Here is a 22,164-nt window from a genome sequence, read left to right as displayed (position 1 = left end):
CGAAAGCGCCCGTTTTCGCTACAGATTCCGTCCACTGGCCGCAACGGTCAGGCTTGGACGCAGGACTGAGTGAACTCCATCGGCGCCGAGGCGACACCATCCGCATCACGCATCAGCAATTTCCAGCGCACCGTTCCGGGACGCGTGGATGAGCAGCTCACTGCAAACTTCACCGGTGCATCCGGCACCTCGAAACGTCCCGTCCACGGGGTGCAGGCACCGGGCCTATCGCAATCTGCTACCACGACATCAAGCTCCAACGGATATTGCGGATTACCCCCAAAACTGACGTTCACATCGCGGGACGCCTGGAGCGGGACTTCAACGTCCGGGAGTGGATGGAGCGCCAAAGGCTCGCAGGTCTTCCCCTGCGCCCACAGGCGATAGCCTTTCTCCACACCTTTCATCGACGCCGCGCGGAAAACAGGATCCTGCAAGGCGGCCACATCGTCGGGATTGGAGTGATATGCGGTCTCGACGATGATCGATGGCATCGTTCCGATTCGGTTCTCGCCGTGCCTAGCCGCGTTGGAACTTTCGCGAATCGGGAAATCCTGATAGCCAGCTTGCGCTCGGATGACTTCCCGCATTGCACACAGAATACTGTCCGCCAGGAGCTTGTCCTGCGGTTTTTCCTGATGGTAGTAGACCTCTGTGCCACGAACGCTGGCTGAATCGCTGCCGTTGGTGTGCAGGCTCAGCATTACATCCACACCTAGATGGTTGGCGTAGTTTGGACGAGCCCTTATGTCCTCGTCCTTTTCGCGCGCAGGCTCTGGACTGTTCGGAAATTCGTTCCACATGTCGGTGCGCTCGGGAAAGAGCGCCTTTAGATGGTAGCGAGATGACATGTGCTCCCAAGGCTTTCCTGACTCCGGATGGAGTTCCGTAGAGCGACTTCGTGCCCGGTGCACCGTCAATCCACTACGTTGCTCAATCAATCCTTGAAGTTCGTCGCCATATGCCGGACTCAGTGTGTCCTCCTGAACTCCGAGGGGCGCCGGTCGCTGAAACTCCCATTCCCGGCCAGGATGTAGGCTGATGTAGCCATGACTTGCCGAGACCAAGGCTGATGTCTGCCTAGACCTCACTTGAACCCGTGGCGGAACGGCCAGATCCTCAGGGTAGTACTCCTCAAGGGTTTTTCCGTCAAAGAGGAAATCAATGTCGTTCACGTCCAGACCTGATTTTTCGGCGTAGAACCTCAATGTGGACGCCATCGGGATCAGGAAGAGCTCGTCATAGCTGCCTTCGGGGCCGGGAAGGTATCCAGGGCCAAAACTGATCGTCATTGATCTATTCTTCATATCAATACGGATGCTGACGCTGATCTGTCGCAGCTCCCCCCCTTTTTTGCAAATGACGCGTCAGCTGGCTCGCAGCCTCGCGCTCCAGCAGCGCAACCACCTCTGCATATACACCTGGATCCTCAGCCACTTTTTCAACCTGAGCTCCAGAAGCCAATACAGGTGATGCAAAGATCAGGCTGTACGCGACCACGGCAGACACAAGCTTCAATCCCTTCATTGTTGATTTCTCCATGTGGTGGGCTACGCGCCGCTCGTGCAGCGCCCCGATACCTTGCCGAGCCGAGTGCAAGTGATTCCGCACCGGGCGCACACGTATGGAGAATTCAAACTTTCCTCACGGCGCCGCCGAAACTGGCCGGTCCGATCTGGCCAGCCCCGTTCGCATTCCATCTGCCCTATCCTTCCTTCCATGCCTTCCCCTCGCCTCCTCGACTCCCTGCAGGCCATTCCCGCCACCCACTGGGATGCCCTGCACGACGGCCGCAATCCGTTCGTCACCCACGCCTTCCTGGCCGGGCTTGAAGAACATGGCTGTCTGCGCGAGGACTGGGGCTGGCAGCCGCAGCACTTCACGCTATGGGAGGGCGACACGCTGGTCGGCGCCATTCCGGGCTACCTGAAGAGCAACTCGCACGGCGAGTTCGTGTTCGACCATGCCTGGGCCAATGCCTACGCCCGCCATGGCCGCGACTATTACCCGAAATGGCTGGGCGCGGTGCCGTACTCGCCCGTCAGCGGCCCGCGCCTGCTGGCCCGTCACGATTCGCTGCGCGGCGAACTACTGGAGGCGCTTCGCGGGCACCTGGCCTCACTGCAGGTCTCTTCGGCTCACATCAATTTCCACACCGCCCGCGATGAGGCCGCCTTCAGCGACGACTGGCTGCTGCGCGAAGACATCCAGTTCCAATGGCAGAACCCGGGTGACTGGACCACCTTCGAGCAGTTCCTGGCCGCGATGAACCACAAGCACCGCAAGAACATCCGCCAGGAACGGGCCAAGGTCGCCCGCCAAGGCATCAGCTTCCGCGTGGTACATGGTGACGAAGCCAGCCGCGCCGACCTGCAGGCGATGTACCGCTTTTATCTGCAGACCTTCCTGGAATATGGCAACGCGCCGGCGCTGACCGAGGCTTTCCTGCGCCATCTGGCGGTTTCACTGGGCCGCGGGCTGGTGCTGTTCATGGCCGAGCAGGACGGCGAGCCGATTGCCGGTGCCCTGTGCCTGCGCGGCGGGGACACGCTGTATGGGCGCTACTGGGGTGGCGCCACCCTGCCCGGCCTGCATTTCGAGGCCTGCTACTACCAGGGCATCGAGTACTGCCTGCGCGAGGGGCTGAGCCGTTTCGAGCCCGGCGCGCAGGGCGAGCACAAGCTGGCGCGGGGGTTCCTGCCTACGGTGGTGCGCAGCCGACACTGGGTGGCCGATGCGGAGTTTGCTGAGGCTCTGCAGGACTGGTGCAGACAGGAGCGCCGCGATGTGCGGCGGTACCAACAGGCGCTGCAGGCGCACAGCCCGTTCCGCGCCGAGCCGTGATGCGTGCCAACCAAGGTTGGCACCTACCAGGGCTGCGGGGGCCGTTACACTTCGGGCATGACCCACCAGCTGCCATGGCGCCTGGCCGATGCACCGGACGCGCCGTTCCCGCCCGCTGAAACTGCACTGCGCCAGCCCGATGGGCTGCTGGCGGTGGGTGGCGATCTGCACCCGCTGCGGCTGCTGAACGCCTACGCCGGCGGCATCTTCCCGTGGTTCAGCGACGGAGAGCCGATCCTGTGGTGGTCGCCCGATCCGCGCATGGTGTTCCGCACCGATGGCGTGCATCTGTCCAGCCGCTTCCGTCGCCAGCTGCGCGCCAGCCCGTGGGAAGTGACGGCGGACACGGCATTCACCCAGGTCATGCGCGCCTGCGCCGGGGCGCCCCGGGCCGGCCAGGATGGCACCTGGATCAGCCCCGCCATGGTCGACGCCTACAGCCATCTGCACGATCTGGGCTTTGCCCACTCTTTCGAGGTCTGGGACCGGCAGGATCTGGTCGGCGGCATCTATGGTGTCGCCATTGGCCAGATGTTTTTCGGCGAAAGCATGTTCAGCGGCGCCAGTGGCGGCTCCAAGGTGGCACTGGCGGCACTGGCGGCCACGCTGAACGATTGGGGCTGGCCGCTGATTGATGCCCAGGTGGAGAACCCGCACCTGCTGCGGATGGGCGCGATCCACCTGCCGCGCCGGGAATTCCTGCAGCAAATGCGCCATGCCGTGCAGCAGCCGGGGCGCGAGAGCCCCTGGACCCAGGCCCTGGGGCGCCTGCCTGCGCGCGCCCTGGCCGGGGGTTAACACAAACTTTGCAAGCTGGCGCGAGTGCGCGTAAAATACTGCGCCTTAGGCCCAGCGTGGCCGTTTTCTGAACCGCACAGGACTACATGTCGAAAGACGATTCCATCGAGTTCGAGGGCACCGTCAGCGAGACGCTGCCGAACACCACTTTCCGCGTTCGCCTGGAAAATGGGCACGAAATCATCGCCCACATCTCCGGCCGCATGCGCAAAAACTACATCCGCATCCTCACCGGTGACCGGGTCAAGGTTGAAATGACCCCGTACGACCTGACCAAGGGTCGTATCACCTACCGCATGAAGTAAGCGGTCGGCGCACTGCGCCACCCCGACAAGGCCAGCCCTGGTTGCTGGCCTTTTGTCATGCCTGCCATCCGGCCCTGCCGGAGGTCACCGTGACCGAGCTCACCGTGGCATCGGTCAGCCGTGCTTGCGGCAGATTCGCATTCGTACCGATGGCGGCATCGTGGCACCCGGTCCAGTCCGGACCGCCACCCCTGCCCCGCCATGAACACGCCCCGCCTTCACGCCCTGATTGCTGCCGCCGCGCTGTCTGCCGGCACCTTGTCCGCCACCGCTACGGCGGCCGATGCCCCCGCTGCCAGCGTGGGCGACTGCGTTCAACTGGGCAACGACCAGCAACTGGTCCGCGCCAACGCATCGCGCGATGTGCTGCTACGCAACGGCGAAGCGCACTATCGGGTTTACTTTCAGGAAGACTGCTCCAAGGCCGCATACTCGCGCAAGCTGGCCTTCAGCACCGACGGCCAACCCGGACAGGTCTGCGGGGCCGGGCGCACCCAGCTGCAGACCGACCGCGGGCAGTGCACCGTGGCCCGCGTGGAAGCCATTGATGCCGACACCTTCAAGCAGAAGGCGCGCCAGCGAAGCCGCTGATGAGGCGCACAACAAGGGCGGCCGAAGCCGCCCTTGTTGATGCAGCGACGAAGCGCAGGCGCTAGCGCGCCGCTACAAGCGACTGCACATTCGGTTGCGCGCGCTGCCGCGCCAGCCAGAGATCGTAGTTCGACTGCAGGCCCATCCAGAACACCGCCGTACTGACGCCGGCAAGCTCCAGCCGAATCGCGAGATCGGGACTGATTCCCGCTTTGCCGTTGATGACACGGGACAGCGCAACACGCGACATGACCAGGCGCTCGGCGGCCTCGGTGACGGACAGCGAGACCGGATCGAACACCATGGCCTTGAGAGTTTCGCCTGGATGGGGATGATGGTGAATCATGTGCGCCTCACAATGGGTCGCCGGAATGGCATTGCTGAACGCCAGACACTCCCATCGATCCCAGCACCGGGCAAGGCAGCCAGCGACAACCGCGCACAAAAAAGGGCGGCCGAAGCCGCCCTTGCCTCCCCCCCCAACAGTGGCCGGGCATCACCCCGGCCGCTGGTCTTATTCCACCGTGGCCGGCAGCAGCCGCTCGGGCTCGGCCTGGGTTTCCACCACCAGTTCGTCGTCGCGAACGTCGATGCTGACCTTGCCACCGTTCACCAGTTTGCCGAACAGCAGTTCGTCGGCCAGCGGACGCTTGATCTTGTCCTGGATGACGCGGGCCATCGGCCGTGCGCCCATCAGCGGATCGAAACCATGGTGGGCCAGCCAGTCGCGCGCGGTCGGGGTGGCCGACAGGCTGACGTGCTTTTCCTGCAGGCGCATTTCCAGCTCGATCAGGAACTTGTCCACCACGCGCAGGATGTGCTCGAAGCCCAGCGCCTGGAACTGCACCACCGCGTCCAGGCGGTTGCGGAATTCCGGGGTGAACGCGCGACGGATGGTCTCCATCGCGTCGGTGGCATGGTCCTGCTTGGTGAAACCGATCGAACGCCGCGAGGCCTGGGCCGCGCCGGCATTGGTGGTCATCACCAGCACCACGTTCTTGAAGTTGGCTTCGCGACCGTTGGTGTCGGTCAGCACGCCGCGGTCCATCACCTGCAACAGGATGTTGAAGATGTCCGGGTGCGCCTTCTCGATTTCGTCCAGCAGCAGCACGCAGTGCGGCGTCTTCACGATCTTTTCGGTCAGCAGGCCGCCCTGGTCGAAACCGACGTAACCCGGAGGCGCACCGATCAGGCGGCTGATCGAATGCGGCTCCATGTACTCGGACATGTCGAAGCGCACCAGCTCGATGCCCAGCTGCAGGGCCAACTGCTTGGTCACTTCGGTCTTGCCCACGCCGGTGGGGCCGGCGAACAGGAAGTTGCCGATTGGCTTTTCCGGGTTGCCCAGGCCCGAGCGGGCCAGCTTGATGGCCGACGCCAGGGTGTCGATGGCCGGATCCTGGCCGAAGATCACCATCTTCAGGTTGCGCTCCAGGTGCTGCAGCACATCCTTGTCGGTGGCGCTGACCTGCTTGGCCGGAATGCGCGCCATCTTGGCCACGATCGATTCAACCTCTTCGACGTCGATCAGCTCCTTGCGCTGGCCTTCGGGCATCAACCGCTGGCGGGCACCGGCTTCGTCAATCACGTCGATGGCCTTGTCCGGCAGTAGGCGGTCGCCGATGTGCTTGACCGACAGGTCCACGGCGGCCTGCAGCGCTTCGTCCGAGTAGGTGACCCCATGGTGGGCCTCGTACTTGGCCTTCAGGCCCTGCAGGATCTCGTAGGTTTCACCCACGGTCGGCTCAACGATGTCGATCTTCTGGAAGCGACGGGCCAGCGCCCGGTCTTTTTCAAAGATGCCGCGATATTCCTGGAAGGTGGTCGAGCCGATGCAGCGCAGCTCGCCCGAGGCCAGGGCCGGCTTGATCAGGTTGGAGGCATCCATGGTGCCGCCCGAGGCCGAACCGGCACCGATGATGGTGTGGATCTCGTCGATGAACAGCACTGCGTTGGGCACCTTCTTCAGGGCCGTCAGCACGCCCTTCAGGCGCTTTTCGAAGTCGCCCCGGTACTTGGTGCCGGCCACCAGCGCGCCCAGGTCGAGCGAGTAGATGATGGCATCGGCCAGCACGTCGGGCACCGAGCCTTCCACGATGCGGCGGGCCAGACCCTCGGCGATCGCGGTCTTGCCTACGCCGGCCTCGCCCACGTACAGCGGGTTGTTCTTGCGGCGGCGGCACAGGACCTGGATGGTGCGCTCGATCTCGTCGGCACGGCCGACCAGCGGGTCGATTCGGCCGACGCGGGCCTGGTCGTTCAGATTGCTGGCAAATTCGGTCAGCGCGTCGCCCTTGGGCTCGCCCTCACCGCCCTCCATGCGGCCCTCGCTTTCCGGGGAGGACGGCTGTTCGCCCTCCTCGCCCAGCTTGGCGATGCCATGGGAGAGGTAATTGACCACGTCCAGCCGGGTGACATCCTGCTGGTTGAGGTAATAGACCGCATGGGAGTCCTTTTCGCCGAAGATCGCCACCAGCACGTTGGCGCCGGTCACTTCCTTCTTGCCCGAGGACTGCACGTGGTACACGGCCCGCTGCAGCACGCGCTGGAAGCCCAGGGTGGGCTGGGTATCGCGGCCATCATCTTCGGCCAAGCGGGACACCGAGGCCTCGATGGCCTGTTCCAGCTCCTGGCGCAGGCGCTCGGCGTCGGCGCCACAGGCCTTCAGGACCGCCTGGGCGGAGGGGTTGTCGAGCAGTGCCAACAGCAGGTGTTCGACCGTCATGAACTCATGCCGGGCCTCACGGGCGCGCTTGTAGCACTGGCCGATGGTGTGTTCGAGGTCTTTGCTGAACATGGATTACTCCGGCGGCAGTTGGAGACAATATGCGGCCTGACTACGCGATTTCCATCACCCTAGCGGATTGCAGCGTTCAGATGGCGTTAGCAGTGCAAACCGCTTGATCATCATTCACTCCACGGGCAGCCCACGGGGGGCAGAGCGCACCCTACCCGAGGCGCGGGCGATTGTGATGTGAATGGACCATCCCCATGGCTTTGAAGGAGAGCACGCAGGCTGTGGCGCGGAGCGGCCAGCGGGGCGGCGGCGCGTGGCGCGACCAAGGCGTGGTGCTGGACCGGGGTTGCGTGGCCCTGAGCGTCGCTGCCATTGGGGCGCGCGACCAAGACCGTCGTAGAGTCGAGCTTGCTCGACTGCTGTTGGTAAGAGCAGTCGAGCAAGCTCGACTCTACGGGGGCGCTGCGGCAGTCGAGCAAGCTCGACTCTACGGGGCAGTCGGCTCAGGCCTTTTCCATCGTGCACAGCAGCGGGTGCTGGTTCATGCGCGAGTACTCGTTGACCTGGGCCACCTTGGTCTCGGCCACTTCGCGGGTGAATACCCCGCAGACGCCGCGGCCACGGGTGTGGACGTGCAGCATCACCTGGGTGGCCTTGTCCAGGTCCATGGTGAAGAACTGCTGCAGCACATCCACCACGAAATCCATCGGGGTGTAGTCGTCGTTGAGCAGCATGACCTGGTAGAACGGCGGCGGCGCCACTTCCGGGCGCGCGGGCTCCACGGCAAGGCCGTGCTCGTGGTGGGAATCGGGGGAAGACTCGCGGGGCATCCGCCTATTATAAGCGCTGGCGGCCAGCCGCAGAATGGACGACACGCACCGGCACCGTCACAATTAGCGCCTTCCCCAACGTTTTTCACAGGAATTTCATGAAAAGGATCCTTCTGCCCGCCTTGCTGATCGCCCTGGCCACCCCGGCCATGGCCGCCGCGGCCAACGCCGCCGGCAACAGCGCGGCCAAGGCCGATGCCGCCATCGGGCGCCACCTGGACAAGTTGGGCTATACCTACGAAGTTGACCAAGACGGCGATTACCAGATGGTGTTCGACGTGGAAGGCGACCGTACCCAGATCGTGTACGTGCGCTCGGCCGTGGAAGATTTCGGCACCCACAACATCCGCGAGATCTGGTCACCTGGCTACACCGGCAAGAGCAAGCAGTTCCCGGCCGAGGTGGCCAACCGTCTGCTGGAAGATTCGCAGGACGCCAAGATGGGCGGCTGGGTGAAGCAGGGCACGACCGCGATGTTCGTGGTCAAGATTGATGCCGATGCCAGCACTGAGCAGCTGAGCGATGCCATCGACGCGGCGATCCGTACCGCCGATGCGATGGAACTGGAACTGACCAAGAAGGACGACCTCTGAATTGAATACCCCGCAGGACATGCGCTGGGCACCCCACGCCACCGTCGCCACCGTGGTGGTCGATGGCGGCCGCGTGCTGCTGGTGGAAGAAACCATCGAGGGCCGCGCCGTGCTGAACCAGCCGGCGGGCCACCTGGAGCCCGGCGAGAGCCTGGCCCAGGCGGCGCTGCGTGAAACCTTGGAAGAAACTGGCTGGACCGTGGCGCTGACCGATTTCATCGGCTGCTACCAGTGGACCGCCGGCGACGGCACCGTGTTCCTGCGGTTCTGCTATGCCGCCCGCCCGATCAGCCATGACCCGGCGCAACCGCTGGATACCGGCATCGACCGCGCCCTGTGGATGACCCCCGATGAGCTGCAGGCCGCCGGCGAGCGCCTGCGCAGCCCACTGGTCTGGCGCGTGCTGGCCGACTACCTGGCCGGCCAGCGCCACCCGCTGCATCTGGTGCAGGAGGTCGCATGAGCAGCCCACGGGTGATGGTGGGGGTGTCTGGCGGCGTGGATTCGTCGGTGGCCGCCTGGCGCCTGGTGCAGCAGGGCGAGGCCGTGGCCGGTCTGTTCATGCAGAACTGGGCCGACGATGGCAGCGGCGACTGCCGCGCCGAGGATGACCGCCGCGACGCGGTGGCAGTCTGCGGCCTGCTGGGCATCCCGTTCCACTTCCGCGATTTCTCCAGCGAATACTGGCAGGGCGTGTTCGAGCACTTCCTGGCCGAGTACGCGGCCGGCCGCACCCCCAATCCGGACGTGCTGTGCAACCGCGAGGTGAAGTTCAAGCACTTCCTGGACGCCGCCCGCGAGCTGGGCGCCGAGCGCATCGCCACCGGCCACTACGCGCGGGTGGCCCAGCGCGGCCAGCAATGGCTGCTGCTGCGCGGCGCCGACCGCAGCAAGGACCAGAGCTACTTCCTGCACCAGCTGGGGCAGGCACAGCTGGCCGCGACCCTGTTCCCGATTGGTGACCTGGAAAAGAGCGATCTGCGGCGCATCGCCCGCGACGTCGCCCTGCCCACCCATGCCAAGAAGGATTCCACCGGCATCTGCTTCATTGGCGAGCGCGATTTCCGCGAATTCCTGGGCCGCTACCTGCCCGCGCGCCCGGGCCAGATTCTGGACCCGGCCGATGGCAGCGTGATTGCCGAGCACCCCGGCGTGTTCTATTTCACCCTGGGCCAGCGCGAAGGCCTGAACATCGGCGGCGTACGTGGCCGCCCGGCGGCGCCGTGGTACGTGGTGGGCAAGGATGTGGCCAGCAACGTGCTGTACGTGGACCAGGACCGGGAAAGCCCGTGGATGCTGTCCAACCGCCTGCGCTCGGAAACCGCGCACTGGATTGCCGGCGCGCCGCCGGCCCGGCGCTTCGAATGCACGGCACAGACCCGCTACCGCCAGCCCGATGAACCGTGCACGGTGGAGGTGCTGGACGATGGCAGCGTGCTGGTCACCTTCGCCCGGCCGCAGCGCGCCGTCACCCCCGGCCAGTCGCTGGTGCTGTATGACGGTGAGGTCTGCCTGGGCGGTGCGGTGATCGCCGCCACCGATGCGCCGCTGGAACAGCGCCTGCGCACCACCCCTTCTCCTTTCGAGGTAATTGCTGCATGAGTTTCACTGTCGACGACCGCGTACTGGCCCTGGCCGGCATTGCCCAGGCCCTGCAGCAGGTCCGCCGTATCGCCGATACCGGCCATTCCGACGCCTCTGCCGTGCGTACCGCGGTGGACAGTGTGTTCCGCATCGATGCCGGCTCGCCGCAGGATGTCTTTGGTGACCGCCATGCGCTGAAGAGTGGCCTGCGCCTGCTGCACAACTATTTCCGCAACCAGGGCCAGGACCCGGTGCTGCCCAAGCTGGCCCTGTCGGTGCTGCAGCTGGAACGCCGCTTCGTTCAGGACGGGGCCACCGTGAACAAGGTGGCTTCGGGCATCGAGCGTGCCCAGCAGCAGGCCGCCGAGCTGGGCGACAGCGGGCACCCAGACGTGCTGGCCAACCTGGGCGGCCTGTATGCCGACACCATCAGCCACCTGAAGCCGCGGGTGATGGTGCAGGGCAACCCGCATTACCTGGCCCAGGCCGGGGTGGTGGCCGAGATCCGCGCCCTGCTGCTGGCCGCCGTGCGCGCCGCGGTGCTGTGGCGGCAGGTGGGTGGCAGCTACTGGGACTTCCTGATCGGGCGCAAGGCCATGATCGAGGCGGTGGACCGCCTGCTGGCCTGAGGGCCGGGGGTCAGAGGCCGGGGTCGTCTGCCCCGGGGTCAGATCCCTTTTCCCCGGAAAAGGGCTCTGACCCCACCACCCAGAATGGCGCCAGAAATCCGGCGCATTCAGAAAGCACATCGACGTTAAAGAGAAAGGGGGTACGGCCGATACATCCTCCGTGCACCTCCCGAGAACGTCCATGTACTCACGCATTTTCATCCGTCTGGCCGCCCCCCTGGCTCTGACCCTGCTGCTCCCCTTCGCCATCGGTTTCGAATGGCCGGCCGCCCTGCGCTGGGCGATCCTGACCACGATGACGCTGAGCTGGCTCGGCTTCGCGTGGTGGACCACCCGTGCCCAGGCCCATCGTTCCCCGGAACATGCCCGTGTCCTGCGTGAGCAGGACCAGCTGCTGACCGAACTGCGCAGCTTTGTCGGCAACGAAATCGACGGCTCGCGTGGCGAAGTCGAACGCGCCCGTGACCTGATCCGCCAGGCAGTGTCCAGCCTGGGGGGCAGCTTCGATGCCATGAACCGCAAGTCCCGCCAGCAGAGCCAGGCCCTGTCGCGCATCGTCGACCGCGCCGGCGATGAAGGCAGTGCCGGCCTCGACGTCGCCCGCTTCGCCCAGCACGCCAGCAACCGCATGGAACAGCTGGTGGAGGCGCTGGAACAGGTGAGCGGCCAGAGCAGCACCACCGTGCAGCACATCGACCAGATGGCGCAGCACCTGGACGGCATCTTCGCCCTGCTGGAAGACGTCAAGTCGATTGCCGACCAGACCAACCTGCTGGCACTGAACGCGGCCATCGAAGCAGCCCGTGCCGGTGAAGCCGGGCGTGGCTTCGCGGTGGTGGCTGACGAAGTGCGTAATCTGTCCGAGCGTTCGACCACCTTCAACGAACAGATCCGCAAGCTGGCGCACAGTTCCAAGGACGCCATTGCCAAGGTGCGCGAGACCGTCTCGCACATGGCGTCGCGTGACATGGACCGGTCCCGCGAAGCGCGCCAGGAAGCGGCAACCATGCTCGACAACGTGGCGCAGATCAACGCGTCGCTGGGCGATGGCATGCGCGAAGTCTCCGAATGCGCCCGCTCGATCGACGGCAGCGTAGCCGAGGCCGTGCGCGCCCTGCAGTTCGAAGACATTGCCACCCAGGCACTGGGCGGCGTGCACACCCACCTGGATCGCCTGACCGCGATCAACCGTGAGGCCGTGGCCCTGCAGGAGCTGCTGCACCGCAATGGCGGCGTGTTCGACGAAGAGATCGCCACCGCCCTGCAGCGCACCGGCAACCGACTGCGCGACCTGCGCAGCGAATGGGAACGTCCGCCGCACAAGCCGGTTGCCCAGCAGAACATGGGCGCCGGTACGGTCGAGCTGTTCTGACCCTGATGTCCGCTGCCTTTTCCGGCAGCGCCGAAGGCCCCGGTAGTTCTGGGGCCTTTGCCTGTACGCTAGCTCTGGACCACGCCGACCCGCGCAGCATGACCCTGATCCGCGCCCTGCCCCCCATCGATGCCAGCCAACGCCCGCGCAACCCGAGTGTGCGCGAGCAGTTGCAGCAGCTGGAGGACGTGGCGCGCGAGGAGATCCAGGAGCTGCAGCGCCTGGCCGATGCCCGCCCCGCCCCGCCGGCCCAGACCGACGCCCTGATGAGCCTGGCCTGGGACCTCGGCCTGGGCGGCGACGCGTTGTAGATCCACGCCCTGCGTGGATGGGCCTGCGCCCATGGCATGATGCCCCCAGTCCCGTTCATGGATGACCGATGGCCATCGCCCTGATCGCATTGATGCTGATCGAGTTGCTGCTTCTTTTGGCGTGGGCTCCGCTGTTCTTCCGCACCGGCATCGTACTGTTCAACCAGCGCATTGCCGCTGCACCCGACGATCTGAAGCGACTTTCGCTGGGCGGGCTGGAATACGATCTTCCGACCGAGCGGTGGGCGCGCCTGGCATTCCGCGACCTGCCCGACGGCAGCGTTGCATTCCGTGAGAGCTTCGCGCCTGGCTTCGGTGGCCGCTACTTTCCCTTGCTGCACGGCCAGATCGTGGTGGACAAACGGCGCCGCGAGGTACGTGTGCTCGGCCGCTGCAGCTGGTTTGCGACGATCTTGACCGTACTGCTGGTGCCGATCGTGCTGCTGCGCCCGGTGGCGTGGCCGATATTGGCGGTGCCGCTGTTGTTCTATATCGGTTACCGCATCCAGCGCCGGCGCTATGCCAATGTAGTGGAGGCGGTGCGCGCACGGGTGCGCAACGAATTCCCTTGCCAGTTCAAGGACCCGCCCCGGTAGATCCACGCCATGCGTGGATGGGTGATTGCGAGCGCACGCGTGCGTGCCAACCAAGGTTGGCACCTACCGTAGATCCATGCCGTGAGTGGATGGGTGATTGCGCGCGCGCACGTGCGGCGGCGGGGGCGCCGTCAGCGGGCCAGGGCGACTTCGTTGCCGGCGTGCTGCTGGCGCAGCCACTGCGCCAGGTCGCGCGGGCTGAGCGGGCGTGAATACAGGTAGCCCTGGATCTCGTCGCAGCCCTGGCGGCGCAGCATGTCTTCTTCCTGGTGCGTTTCCACGCCTTCGGCCACCACCTTCATGCCCAGGGCGTGGCCCAGGTGCACGATGGCCTGGGTCACTTCGGCCGTACCCGAGTCGTGCAGCATGCCCTGCACGAAGCTGCGGTCGATCTTCAGCCGTCCCACCGGGAAACGATTCAGATAGTTCAGGTTGGAGAAGCCGGTACCGAAATCATCCACCGCCAGCGGTACGCCATGCCGTTCCAGCACATCGAAACAATGGCGCAGGATGTCGGTGTCACGGATCAGCGCCGACTCGGTCAGTTCCAGTTCCAGCCGCTGCGGCGGCCAGCCGTGAGCGTGGCAGATCTCGATCACGCGCTCGGCAAAGCCCCGGTCGCGCAACTGCACGGCCGACACATTCACCGCCACGCGTTCGAAGCACAGACCCGCGCGGTCCCACGCTGCAGCCTGGCGGCAGGCCTCGTTCAGCACCCAATCGCCGATGCGGACGATTTCGCCGCACTTTTCCGCGATGGGAATGAACTCGGCCGGGCTGCAGTAGCCGATGCCGGGGCGGTGCCAGCGCAGCAGCGCTTCGATTGCCGGCGGTTCGCCGTTGTGTGCGTGCAACAGCGGCTGGTAGGCCAGGCTGAACTCTTCGCGCTCGATCGCGCCGTGCAGGCCGTGTTCGATCTCCAGGCGGCGCTGGATGCGGGCCAGCGCGTCCTGGCTGTAGTATTGATAGGTGTTGCGCCCAGCTTCCTTGGCCGCATACATGGCCGCATCGGCGGCGCGCAGCAGCGAGTCGAAATCGGTCTGTGATTCACCCAGCATGGCGATGCCGACGCTGGCACCGACCTTCAGGGTGGTGTCGCCACGGCGCAGCGGCTCGGCCAGCGAGCCGATCAGCTTGCGTGCCACATGGCCGGCGTCCTCCGGCTCGGCCAGGTCGCGCAGCACCACGATGAATTCGTCACCACTGAAGCGGCCGAACAGGTCGTTGTTGCGCAGGTTCTGGTGCAGGCGGGTTGCAGCGGCCTTCAGCAGCGCATCGCCGGTGGCGTGGCCGAAGCTGTCGTTGATGTTCTTGAAACCGTCCAAGTCGATGAACAGCATCGCCAACGAAGTGCCACGGTCACGCGCCTCTTCGATGGCTTCGGCGGTCTGCTCGCCCAGCAGTACCCGGTTGGGCAGGCCGGTCAGCAGGTCGTAGTGAGCCAGCAGCTCGATGCGCTCGCTGGCCTCGCGTTCGCGGGTGATGTCACGGAACAGGACCACGTAGCGGGCCGGCAGGCCGTCGCGTCGATCCAGTTCGATCAGCACCTGCACCCACACACGCAGGCCGGACTGACGGTAGAAGCACAGGTCCAATTGCTCGGGCAGCCCACCGTTGGAAATGCGGCCGAGCGCGGACTCGAACGCGTTGCGCGAGTCCTCGGTGTACAGCGCCAGCGCCTGGTCCAGCGTGATCGGTTCCTTGCGCAGGCCGTGGATGCGGTAGCACTCCTCGGTCCACTGCATGTGCCGGGTGGACACTTCGATTTCGCAGCCGCCAATACGCCCCAGCGCCGACACGCGATTGAGCAGCTCGGTGCGCCAGCGGATCAGCGCGTCGGTCTGGTGTTGTTCGGTGATGTTCTGCACCTGGCCGAGCAGGCGCTTGGGCTGCCCGTCCATGTCCAGCAGCGGCTGCATCCATAGGCGCAGGTGCTGCGAGGGCTCGCTGCCGCGGGTCAGTTCCAGGTCCAGGTTCGCGGCGCGGCCGTCGCGCCACAGGCGCCGCCACGCGGCACGCAGCGCGCCGCGCGAGCGCGGATGCAATTGCTTCAGCCAGCGCCGCTGGCCGGGCACGCTGCCCTGCTCCAGCGCCAGCAGCGAGCGCAGCTCGGGCGACCACCAGAAGCGGTGGTTCTGCGGGTCGAACGACCAGCTGCCCATGCTGGCGATGCGCTGGGCCTCGCTCAGGTGCAGCTGCTGTTCCTGCAGCAGCGCTTCCAGCTGCTTCTGCTGTTCGATATCGGTATGGGTGCCGACCATGCGCAGCGGCTGGCCGTCGGCGGTACGCGCCACCACCCGGCCGCGATCCAGCACCCAGCGCCAGTGGCCATCGCCCTGGCGGAAGCGGAACTGCGCGCTGTACTGCTCGCTGTGCCCGCGCAGGTGCTCGTCCAGCTCCGCGCGCACATCGGCGATGTCGTCCGGGTGGACCCGGCCCAGCACGTCGGTAGCGCTTTCGTCGCCAAGGGCGGGCGTGCGCAGCACGCGGTCGCTGGGAATATCCCAGTCCCACAGGCTGTGGCCGGCACTTTCCAGGGCCAGCGCCCAGCGCCCGCCGCCGGTCAGCGGTACCGGCTCAGGCACGCTGAGGGTGAAGGCCAGCAGGTTGCCATTGCCATCGTGCACGGCGCGCAGGTGGCCGTCGTAGTGCCCCTGCGGCCCGCCGGGCAGCGAGCACGGCACGATGCCGCCGTCGGCTGCCAGCAGGCGCAGGTCTTCCAGCATGGGGGCATAGGCCGCCAAGGTGGCCGGCAGCCCATGTTCGCGCGCGGCCGGATTGGCCGCCAGCGGGCGGCCACTGCGGTCGACGATGACCAGTGCCGACGCGAGCGGATGCTGCAGCAGGCTGGCGATGATCCCTTGGTCCACGCGATCTAGCTCCGGAAAGACGCGCCCGACAGCGGGGCATGCAGTCCTTAACGGCCCGCCGCGGGGATAATTGAGTGGCCATCGCACACCCGCGCTGTAAGATGGCTGGCGCCCCTCCCTACTGCCCCTGTCCATGCCCGCAGACCCGACCGGCACCGACCCAGATTCCGCCCTGCGGATGGCGCAGTCGTTGCGGCGCGACCGCCGCCGGGTGGTGCTGAGCTATCTGATGATGGCGCTGGCCTGGATCATTGCCTCCGATGGCGCGGTGAACGGGTTCGTGCTGGACCCCCAGCAGGCCGCCTTCTGGCAGAGCGTGAAGGGCGCGTTCTTCGTCTTCGCCAGCGCCGGCCTGCTCTACCTGCTGCTGCGACCACTGGCCGAGCACGTGCTGGCCACCCATGCGCGGCTGCAGATGTCCGAGACCCGCCTGCGGCAGATGTTCGAGGGCAACCCCGGGCCGATCCTGGTGTATGACCTGGACAGCCTGGCCATCCTGGATGCCAACCCCGCGGCATGCCTGGCCTTCGGCTGGGAGCGCGAGGAACTGCTGGCCCGCACCATCGAGATCCTGTGGCCGCCCGGCCAGGACCAGGCGCTGCAGACCAAGCTGGAGGCGATCCGCGAAGCGCCCGAGCAGCTGTGCATCCTGCGCGCGCAGCTGCAGCTGCGCGACGGCAGCCTGCGGCAGATGGAGCTGCGTTCCAATGCCATCGACTATGACGGCCACAACGCCCGCCTGCTGATCGCCATCGATCGCACCGCCGAAGACCTGGCGCAGCTGCGCCGCGACCAGGCGCTGGCGCGGGTGGAGGAAGCCCACGAGCTGGCGCGTATCGGCGCCTGGGAACTGGACCCCGCCAGCGGGCTGGGCCGCTATTCCAACCAGGTCTACCATCTGCTGGGGCGGCGCCCGCCCGAGGCCCGGCGCTGGCACCGCTTCGTCGAACTGCTGGTGCCGGCCGACCCGGCCACTGCAGCTCAGACCGAACAGCTGTTGGCCGACCTGTGTGCCGGCGAACCGGTCCAGGTGGATGTGCTGCTGCCGCTGCTGGCCATGGATGGGCGCGCCCTGATGGTGCACCTGCGCGCGACCAGTGGCCGCGACGAAGCCGGCCGCGAACGCGTGCTGGGCACGCTGCAGGACGTGACCGAGCGCGAGCAGTCGCGGCGCCTGCTGCGTGAGCGCGAAGAACAGTTCCGCGAGCTGGTGCGGGTGCTGCCCGACGGCGTGGTGATCCTGTCCGAAGAGCATGTGCTGTACGCCAATGCGTGGGCCGCAGCCCTGTTCGGCTATGGCAGCCATGCGCTGCTGGGCGAGCCGCTGTCGGCGCTGGTGAACGGCGCCGATCTGCAGCGGGTGCGCGCCCAATTGCGGGCCGGCCAGCCGCAGCACAGCCCGGGCCACAGCAGCGTGGCGGTCATGCAGCGCGCCGACGGCCGCCACTTCCATGCCGGCCTGGCGGTGGGTGAGGTGCGCTACGGTGGCCGCGACTGCAAGCTGCTGATCGTGCGCGACCTGAGTGAGGCCGAACGCACCCGCAGCGCGCTGGAAAACAGCAACCGCGAACTGCAGGCCATGGCCGGGCGCCTGTTCTCGCTGCAGGAGGACGAGCGCCGGGCGATCTCGCGCGACCTGCACGATGACATCGGCCAGGCGATCACCGCCATGAAACTGTCGGCCTACGCCGCGCAGGACGAGCAGGACCCCGCCCGCCGCGGCGAGGACCTGGCGCAGATCGTCAGCCTCGCCGACACCACCGTGGCCAAGCTGCGCGACATCTCCACCCTGCTGCGTCCGCCACAACTGGATGCGCTGGGCCTGGAGGCCGCGCTGAGCTGGCAGGCGCGGGTGCTGTTCCGCTCGTCGCCGGTGGAACTGCTGGCCGACATCGACGCCCTGCCCACCCGCCCGGACAACAGCATCGAACAGGCCTGCTTCCGCATTGCCCAGGAAAGCCTGACCAACGCCCTGCGCCACGCGCGCGCCAGCCAGGTGCAGCTGCAGTTGCGCGATCTGGGCCAGCGCGGACTGCACCTGCAGATCCGCGATGACGGCGAAGGCTTCGACCCCGATGGCCCGCGCGGCCTGGGCCTGATCGTGATGCGCGAGCGCGCGCAGAGCGTGGGCGGCCACGTGCATATCGCTTCGGCGCACGGTGCCGGCACCCTGGTCGACGTCCACCTTCCTTACCAGGCTGCCATCACGGTGGCCGTCGAGTCTCCGGAACACTGAACCATGTGGAACCCCAACCTGCCCCCGGTCAGCATTGACGATGCCCCCGACCGGCTGGGCGCCGGCAACCCCGAACTGCAGGCCATGGTGGCCGAGGCAGCCTCTGGCGGCACCCCGCTGATGCTGATGCACGTGGACATCGACCACTTCGCTTCGGTGAACGAGAACATGAGCGCCGAAGTGGGTGACCAGGCGCTGGTGCTGGTGGCCCAGCGCCTGCAGTCCTACCTGCGCGGGCGCGGCAAGCTGTGGCGGCATGGCAGCGATGAATTCCTGATTGCCGTACCGCGCACCGCCGACCTGCCGCTGCCGGAAGACTTCGCCGAAGAGATCCGCCAGCAGATGGAGCTGCCGCTCTCTGTACTGCCGTACACCCTGTTCATGACCGGCAAGCTGGGCGTGAGCCTGTGCCCGGAACATGCCAGCAGTGCATCGCGGCTGCTGGACCACGCCGAAGATGCGCTCTACCAGGCAGCCCGCGAAGGCGGCAACGCGGTGCGCATCCACGCGGTGGACACCCCGCCCAGCGCGCACAGTGAAAGCATCATCGCCCGGCAGATTGTCGATGCCATTCCCAATGGCGAACTGAAGCTGCGTTACCAGCCGCTGGTGAGCGCGCGCGACGGCCACGTGGTGGGCATGGAAGCGCTCCTGCGCTGGCAGTCGCCCACCCTGGGCATGCTGGTGCCGGAGCGCTTCATGCGCACCGCCGAACGGCTGGGCATCATCGTGCAGATCGGCACGTGGGTGCTGGAAGGCGCACTGAAGCAGGCGCGTCTGTGGCGCGACCAGGGCTTTGACGATTTCACCATTGCAGTGAACGTGTCCACCCTGCAGCTGCTGCGCCCGAACTTCTTCGCCGAGGTGATGTCGCTGATGCAGGCCGCCGGCGTGCCGGCGCACATGCTGACGCTGGAGATCAACGAAAGCGCGCTGACCAACAACGTCAATTTCGTGCACGAAACCCTGGCCAACCTGCGCAATGAAGGCATCAGCCTGAGCCTGGACAACTTCGGCACCGGCGATTCCAGCCTGAGCGCGCTGGTGCGCTACCCGGTGGACAAGCTGAAGATCGACCGCAGCTTCATCAAGAGCGCCCCGGCCGGTAACCGCGAGGCGGCCATCGCCCGCGCCATCATCGCCATGGGCCACCAGCTGGGCATGACGGTCATTGCCAACGGCGTGGAATCACAGGCCCAGCTGGGCTTCCTGCGCCGCAACGACTGCGATGTGTTCCAGGGCTATCTGTTCGGCGAGCCGATGTCGGCCGATGCCGCCGGCATGACCCTGCGCCGCCGCTACCTGCGCCCGGAAGCCTTCGCCGAAACGCGCCCTGACCGCACCCTGCTGCTGCTGGATGACGAGGAAAACGTGCTGCGTTCGCTGGTGCGCCTGTTCCGCCGCGACGGTTACCGCATCCTGGCCGCCGGCAACGTGCGCGACGCGTTCGATCTGCTGGCGATCAACGACGTGCAGGTGATCCTGTCCGACCAGCGCATGAGCGACATGAGCGGCACCGAATTCCTGGGCCGGGTGAAGATGCTGTACCCGGACACGATCCGGCTGGTGCTGTCCGGCTACACCGATCTGAACACGGTGACCGATGCGATCAACCGCGGTGCGATCTATCGCTTCCTGACCAAGCCGTGGAACGATGACGAGCTGCGCAAGCACATCCACCAGGCGTTCCGCACGTACGAAGAGCAACGCCGCAGCAATGCAGGCCCGGCGCTGGCCGAGCCGCTGGAGGGTGGCGAGGATCGTTCGCCGTTGCGGTGACCGATCTGTAGAGTCGAGCCATGCTCGACTGCGGCAAAAAGCAGTCGAGCATGGCTCGACTCTACAAAAAAGCAGTCGAGCATGGCTCGACTCTACAGAAGCGCGGTCAGCGCGGCTGCTTGATCGGCAGTACCACGCGGAAACGCGAGCCGACCCCCGGGGTGCTGTCCAGATCGATGCGGCCGTGGTGCTTGTTGATGATGCTGTAGGAAATCGACAGGCCCAGCCCGGTGCCGCTGCCCACCGGCTTGGTGGTGAAGAACGGATCGAAGATGCGCTGGCGCAGTTCCGGCGAAATGCCGCCGCCGGTATCTTCGAACTCCACCCATACGGTCTCGCCATCCACGCCGGTACGCACGGTAATGGTGCCGCGCTCTGCAATGGCATGGCCTGCGTTGAGCAGCAGGTTCATGTACACCTGGTTCAGTTCCGAAGGCAGGCATTCCACCAGCGGCAGCTGGCCGAACTGGCGTTCCAGGGTGACCTTGTACTTGAGCTCGTTCCAGATGATGTTGATGGTCGATTCAAGGCCGGCATGCAGGTCCACCAGCTTCCACGACTCGTCGCGGCCGGAATACGAGAAGTCCTTCAGGTCGCGCACGATGCGGGTCACCCGCTCGATGCCTTCGCGTGATTCGGCCATCAGCTGCGGCAGGTCGCGGCTGATGAAATCGATGTCCAGGCGGTCACGGATATCGTCGATTTCCGGAATCAATGCCTTCGGATCGGGCGCGCGCAGGGCACGTTCGTAGGCTTCGATCACCGTGAACAGACTGCGCAGGTATTCCTGCAGGCTGCCCAGGTTGGAGTGCACGTAACCGATGGGATTGTTGATCTCGTGCGCCACGCCAGCGGCCAGCTGGCCGATGGAGGCCATCTTTTCCGACTGCAGCAGCTTTTCCTGGGTACCGTTCAGACGCAGATAGGCCTGGCGCAGTTCGGCATGGCGCTGCTGCAGCTCGCGCTCATAGTCTTCCTGCCCTTCAATGCGCTGGAACAGCGCCAAGTAATGGCTCTGACCGCCTTCGCCATGGTGGTACAGATGGGCGATGACCACGCCCTCGCCCAGCGGCAGGCTGCCACTCCACGCGCCCTGCTGCCGGGCCTGTTCAAGGGCGTCGGGGGGCAGCAGCTCGCGCAGGCGCTGGGCCGGTGCCGCTGCACTGTCGGCGTTGCCCAGCAGGTGCTGGGCGGCCGGGTTGGCCAACGCCACCTGCCCGTCTGCGGTGAACAGCAACAGCCCTTCGCGCAGGCGTTCCAACAGGGCCTGCAGCACGGGCTGGGAAGGAAGGGGGGCGGTAACCAGGGCGTTGGCGGCGGACACGGCGACTCGGGGGCTTGCGAACAGGCGCCCAATATACGCGCTCCGGCTGCGGGTCACAGCCCGCCCGGTGGCGGCCAGCGGCCGCTGGGGAATCAGGCGACGGCCAGCGGCCGGCGCGCGGTAACGGTGTGCGACTGGCCCTTGGCGTCGTAAGCCGAGGCGTCTTCGGTGCGACCGAGCTGGCGCAGCGCCCAGTTGACCTCGCGGCGACGGCGCGACAGCAGCACGCCGTTGGCGCGATTGCGCTCGGCCAGTTCCTGCAGCTGCTCGCCCTGCCCGACCGGCGGCGTGCCTTCCAGCGCACGCAGCGCTTCCAGCTTGGCCCCGGTGGCGCGGATCAACGCATGCACGTCGTGCTCGACCAAGGCCTGGCGTTCAACGTCCAGGGCTTCGGCAAGGCGCTGCAGCGGCTCGCTCATGGCCGCGCTCATCCCTGCAGCTGCTGGTCCAGCTCGAGCATGCGCGAAGCAATCGCGTCTGGATTGATCTTGTAGGTGCCGTTCTGCAGCGATTCGCGCACTGCGGCCACGCGCTGGGCGTCGATCGCCGGGGCGGTGCTCAGGTCGCGTTCGATGGCCTGCAGGTTGGTCGCTTCGCCGGTCAGGCGCAGGCTGTCAGCTGCTTCCACCGGGCGGGCAGCCGAATCGCTGCTGACGCCGGGCTTGCTGGCCGGGGGCGTCACGCCGCGCAGGGCCTGCGGGATCTGCAGATTGCCGTCGATTTTCTGGCTCATGGGGTGTCCTGGAGTTGCCGTACACAAGGGAT

22 protein-coding genes are annotated in these 22,164 nt (G+C 66.2%); 13 read left to right on the top strand and 9 right to left on the bottom strand.

Annotated elements, in window-relative coordinates:
- Nucleotides 1–47: 47 nt before the first annotated feature.
- Nucleotides 48–1,292 carry an N-acetylmuramoyl-L-alanine amidase gene (locus C1932_RS09715; RefSeq protein ID WP_234412343.1) on the bottom strand — a complete coding sequence of 415 codons (1,245 nt, stop codon included), beginning with the start codon at nucleotides 1,290–1,292 and terminating at the stop codon, nucleotides 48–50.
- Nucleotides 1,293–1,308: 16 nt separating this feature from the next.
- The gene (locus C1932_RS20010) at nucleotides 1,309–1,527 is read right to left on the bottom strand and encodes a hypothetical protein (protein WP_234412342.1); all 219 of its coding nucleotides are present in this window, start codon (nucleotides 1,525–1,527) and stop codon (nucleotides 1,309–1,311) included.
- 192 nt (nucleotides 1,528–1,719) lie between these two features.
- Here C1932_RS20010 and C1932_RS09710 point away from each other — a divergent pair, with 192 nt between their 5' ends.
- From C1932_RS09710 to C1932_RS09695, 4 genes are all read left to right on the top strand, one after another.
- Nucleotides 1,720–2,844: a GNAT family N-acetyltransferase gene (locus tag C1932_RS09710; protein ID WP_108761974.1), complete on the top strand. Its 1,125-nt coding sequence runs from the start codon at nucleotides 1,720–1,722 to the stop codon at nucleotides 2,842–2,844.
- Nucleotides 2,845–2,901: 57 nt separating this feature from the next.
- Nucleotides 2,902–3,642 (top strand): leucyl/phenylalanyl-tRNA--protein transferase, encoded by a 741-nt coding sequence (gene aat / locus C1932_RS09705; RefSeq protein WP_108763409.1) that lies wholly within the window; start codon nucleotides 2,902–2,904, stop codon nucleotides 3,640–3,642.
- A gap of 86 nt (nucleotides 3,643–3,728) precedes the next feature.
- Nucleotides 3,729–3,947 carry a translation initiation factor IF-1 gene (infA, locus tag C1932_RS09700; RefSeq protein ID WP_005409596.1) on the top strand — a complete coding sequence of 73 codons (219 nt, stop codon included), beginning with the start codon at nucleotides 3,729–3,731 and terminating at the stop codon, nucleotides 3,945–3,947.
- Nucleotides 3,948–4,148: 201 nt separating this feature from the next.
- Nucleotides 4,149–4,538 carry a hypothetical protein gene (locus C1932_RS09695; protein WP_108761973.1) on the top strand — a complete coding sequence of 130 codons (390 nt, stop codon included), beginning with the start codon at nucleotides 4,149–4,151 and terminating at the stop codon, nucleotides 4,536–4,538.
- Nucleotides 4,539–4,599: 61 nt separating this feature from the next.
- Here the strand turns inward: C1932_RS09695 and C1932_RS09690 are convergent, their stop codons facing one another.
- The 3 genes from C1932_RS09690 to clpS form a co-directional block, all read right to left on the bottom strand.
- On the bottom strand, nucleotides 4,600–4,884 hold the full coding sequence (locus C1932_RS09690) for a HigA family addiction module antitoxin (protein WP_108756153.1): 285 nt from the start codon (nucleotides 4,882–4,884) through the stop codon (nucleotides 4,600–4,602).
- Nucleotides 4,885–5,052: 168 nt separating this feature from the next.
- Nucleotides 5,053–7,335, bottom strand: coding sequence for an ATP-dependent Clp protease ATP-binding subunit ClpA (gene clpA / locus C1932_RS09685; RefSeq protein WP_108761972.1), 2,283 nt, complete (start codon nucleotides 7,333–7,335; stop codon nucleotides 5,053–5,055).
- A gap of 443 nt (nucleotides 7,336–7,778) precedes the next feature.
- Nucleotides 7,779–8,105, bottom strand: coding sequence for an ATP-dependent Clp protease adapter ClpS (clpS, locus tag C1932_RS09680; protein WP_108749599.1), 327 nt, complete (start codon nucleotides 8,103–8,105; stop codon nucleotides 7,779–7,781).
- Nucleotides 8,106–8,203: 98 nt separating this feature from the next.
- Here clpS and C1932_RS09675 point away from each other — a divergent pair, with 98 nt between their 5' ends.
- From C1932_RS09675 to C1932_RS09645, 7 genes are all read left to right on the top strand, one after another.
- Nucleotides 8,204–8,698 carry a hypothetical protein gene (locus C1932_RS09675; RefSeq protein WP_108761971.1) on the top strand — a complete coding sequence of 165 codons (495 nt, stop codon included), beginning with the start codon at nucleotides 8,204–8,206 and terminating at the stop codon, nucleotides 8,696–8,698.
- Between the two features lie 19 nt (nucleotides 8,699–8,717).
- A complete protein-coding gene (locus C1932_RS09670) occupies nucleotides 8,718–9,161 on the top strand; it encodes an NUDIX hydrolase (RefSeq protein ID WP_108763408.1) in 444 nt (147 codons plus the stop codon).
- Nucleotides 9,158–10,300: a tRNA 2-thiouridine(34) synthase MnmA gene (mnmA, locus tag C1932_RS09665; protein ID WP_108761970.1), complete on the top strand. Its 1,143-nt coding sequence runs from the start codon at nucleotides 9,158–9,160 to the stop codon at nucleotides 10,298–10,300. Before C1932_RS09670 ends, mnmA begins: the two co-directional genes overlap by 4 nt.
- The gene (hflD, locus tag C1932_RS09660) at nucleotides 10,297–10,911 is read left to right on the top strand and encodes a high frequency lysogenization protein HflD (protein ID WP_108753063.1); all 615 of its coding nucleotides are present in this window, start codon (nucleotides 10,297–10,299) and stop codon (nucleotides 10,909–10,911) included. Before mnmA ends, hflD begins: the two co-directional genes overlap by 4 nt.
- A gap of 181 nt (nucleotides 10,912–11,092) precedes the next feature.
- Nucleotides 11,093–12,283 carry a methyl-accepting chemotaxis protein gene (locus C1932_RS09655; protein ID WP_108749595.1) on the top strand — a complete coding sequence of 397 codons (1,191 nt, stop codon included), beginning with the start codon at nucleotides 11,093–11,095 and terminating at the stop codon, nucleotides 12,281–12,283.
- Nucleotides 12,284–12,381: 98 nt separating this feature from the next.
- Nucleotides 12,382–12,594 (top strand): hypothetical protein, encoded by a 213-nt coding sequence (locus C1932_RS09650; protein WP_108756150.1) that lies wholly within the window; start codon nucleotides 12,382–12,384, stop codon nucleotides 12,592–12,594.
- Nucleotides 12,595–12,662: 68 nt separating this feature from the next.
- Nucleotides 12,663–13,190 (top strand): hypothetical protein, encoded by a 528-nt coding sequence (locus tag C1932_RS09645; RefSeq protein WP_108761969.1) that lies wholly within the window; start codon nucleotides 12,663–12,665, stop codon nucleotides 13,188–13,190.
- A gap of 131 nt (nucleotides 13,191–13,321) precedes the next feature.
- Here C1932_RS09645 and C1932_RS09640 read toward each other — a convergent pair whose 3' ends face one another.
- Nucleotides 13,322–16,060: an EAL domain-containing protein gene (locus tag C1932_RS09640; RefSeq protein WP_108761968.1), complete on the bottom strand. Its 2,739-nt coding sequence runs from the start codon at nucleotides 16,058–16,060 to the stop codon at nucleotides 13,322–13,324.
- 133 nt (nucleotides 16,061–16,193) lie between these two features.
- Here C1932_RS09640 and C1932_RS09635 point away from each other — a divergent pair, with 133 nt between their 5' ends.
- Together C1932_RS09635 and C1932_RS09630 are read left to right on the top strand one after the other, a co-directional pair.
- Entirely contained in the window at nucleotides 16,194–18,296 is a 2,103-nt protein-coding gene (locus C1932_RS09635) for a PAS domain-containing sensor histidine kinase (protein WP_108761967.1), read from the top strand.
- Between the two features lie 3 nt (nucleotides 18,297–18,299).
- Entirely contained in the window at nucleotides 18,300–20,075 is a 1,776-nt protein-coding gene (locus C1932_RS09630) for an EAL domain-containing protein (RefSeq protein WP_108749587.1), read from the top strand.
- Nucleotides 20,076–20,181: 106 nt separating this feature from the next.
- Here C1932_RS09630 and C1932_RS09625 read toward each other — a convergent pair whose 3' ends face one another.
- From C1932_RS09625 to flgM, 3 genes are all read right to left on the bottom strand, one after another.
- The gene (locus tag C1932_RS09625) at nucleotides 20,182–21,399 is read right to left on the bottom strand and encodes an ATP-binding protein (RefSeq protein WP_108749586.1); all 1,218 of its coding nucleotides are present in this window, start codon (nucleotides 21,397–21,399) and stop codon (nucleotides 20,182–20,184) included.
- Nucleotides 21,400–21,491: 92 nt separating this feature from the next.
- Nucleotides 21,492–21,830 (bottom strand): flagellar protein FlgN, encoded by a 339-nt coding sequence (locus C1932_RS09620; protein ID WP_108749585.1) that lies wholly within the window; start codon nucleotides 21,828–21,830, stop codon nucleotides 21,492–21,494.
- Complete coding sequence (gene flgM, locus C1932_RS09615; protein ID WP_108761966.1) at nucleotides 21,827–22,132, bottom strand: flagellar biosynthesis anti-sigma factor FlgM; 306 nt, start codon at nucleotides 22,130–22,132, stop codon at nucleotides 21,827–21,829. The genes C1932_RS09620 and flgM overlap by 4 nt, the downstream gene beginning before the upstream one ends.
- Between the last annotated feature and the right edge of the window lie 32 nt (nucleotides 22,133–22,164).

This window comes from Stenotrophomonas sp. YAU14D1_LEIMI4_1 (genome assembly GCF_003086815.1).
Lineage (GTDB): Bacteria > Pseudomonadota > Gammaproteobacteria > Xanthomonadales > Xanthomonadaceae > Stenotrophomonas.
This window is presented reverse-complemented; position numbering and strand designations above follow the sequence as displayed.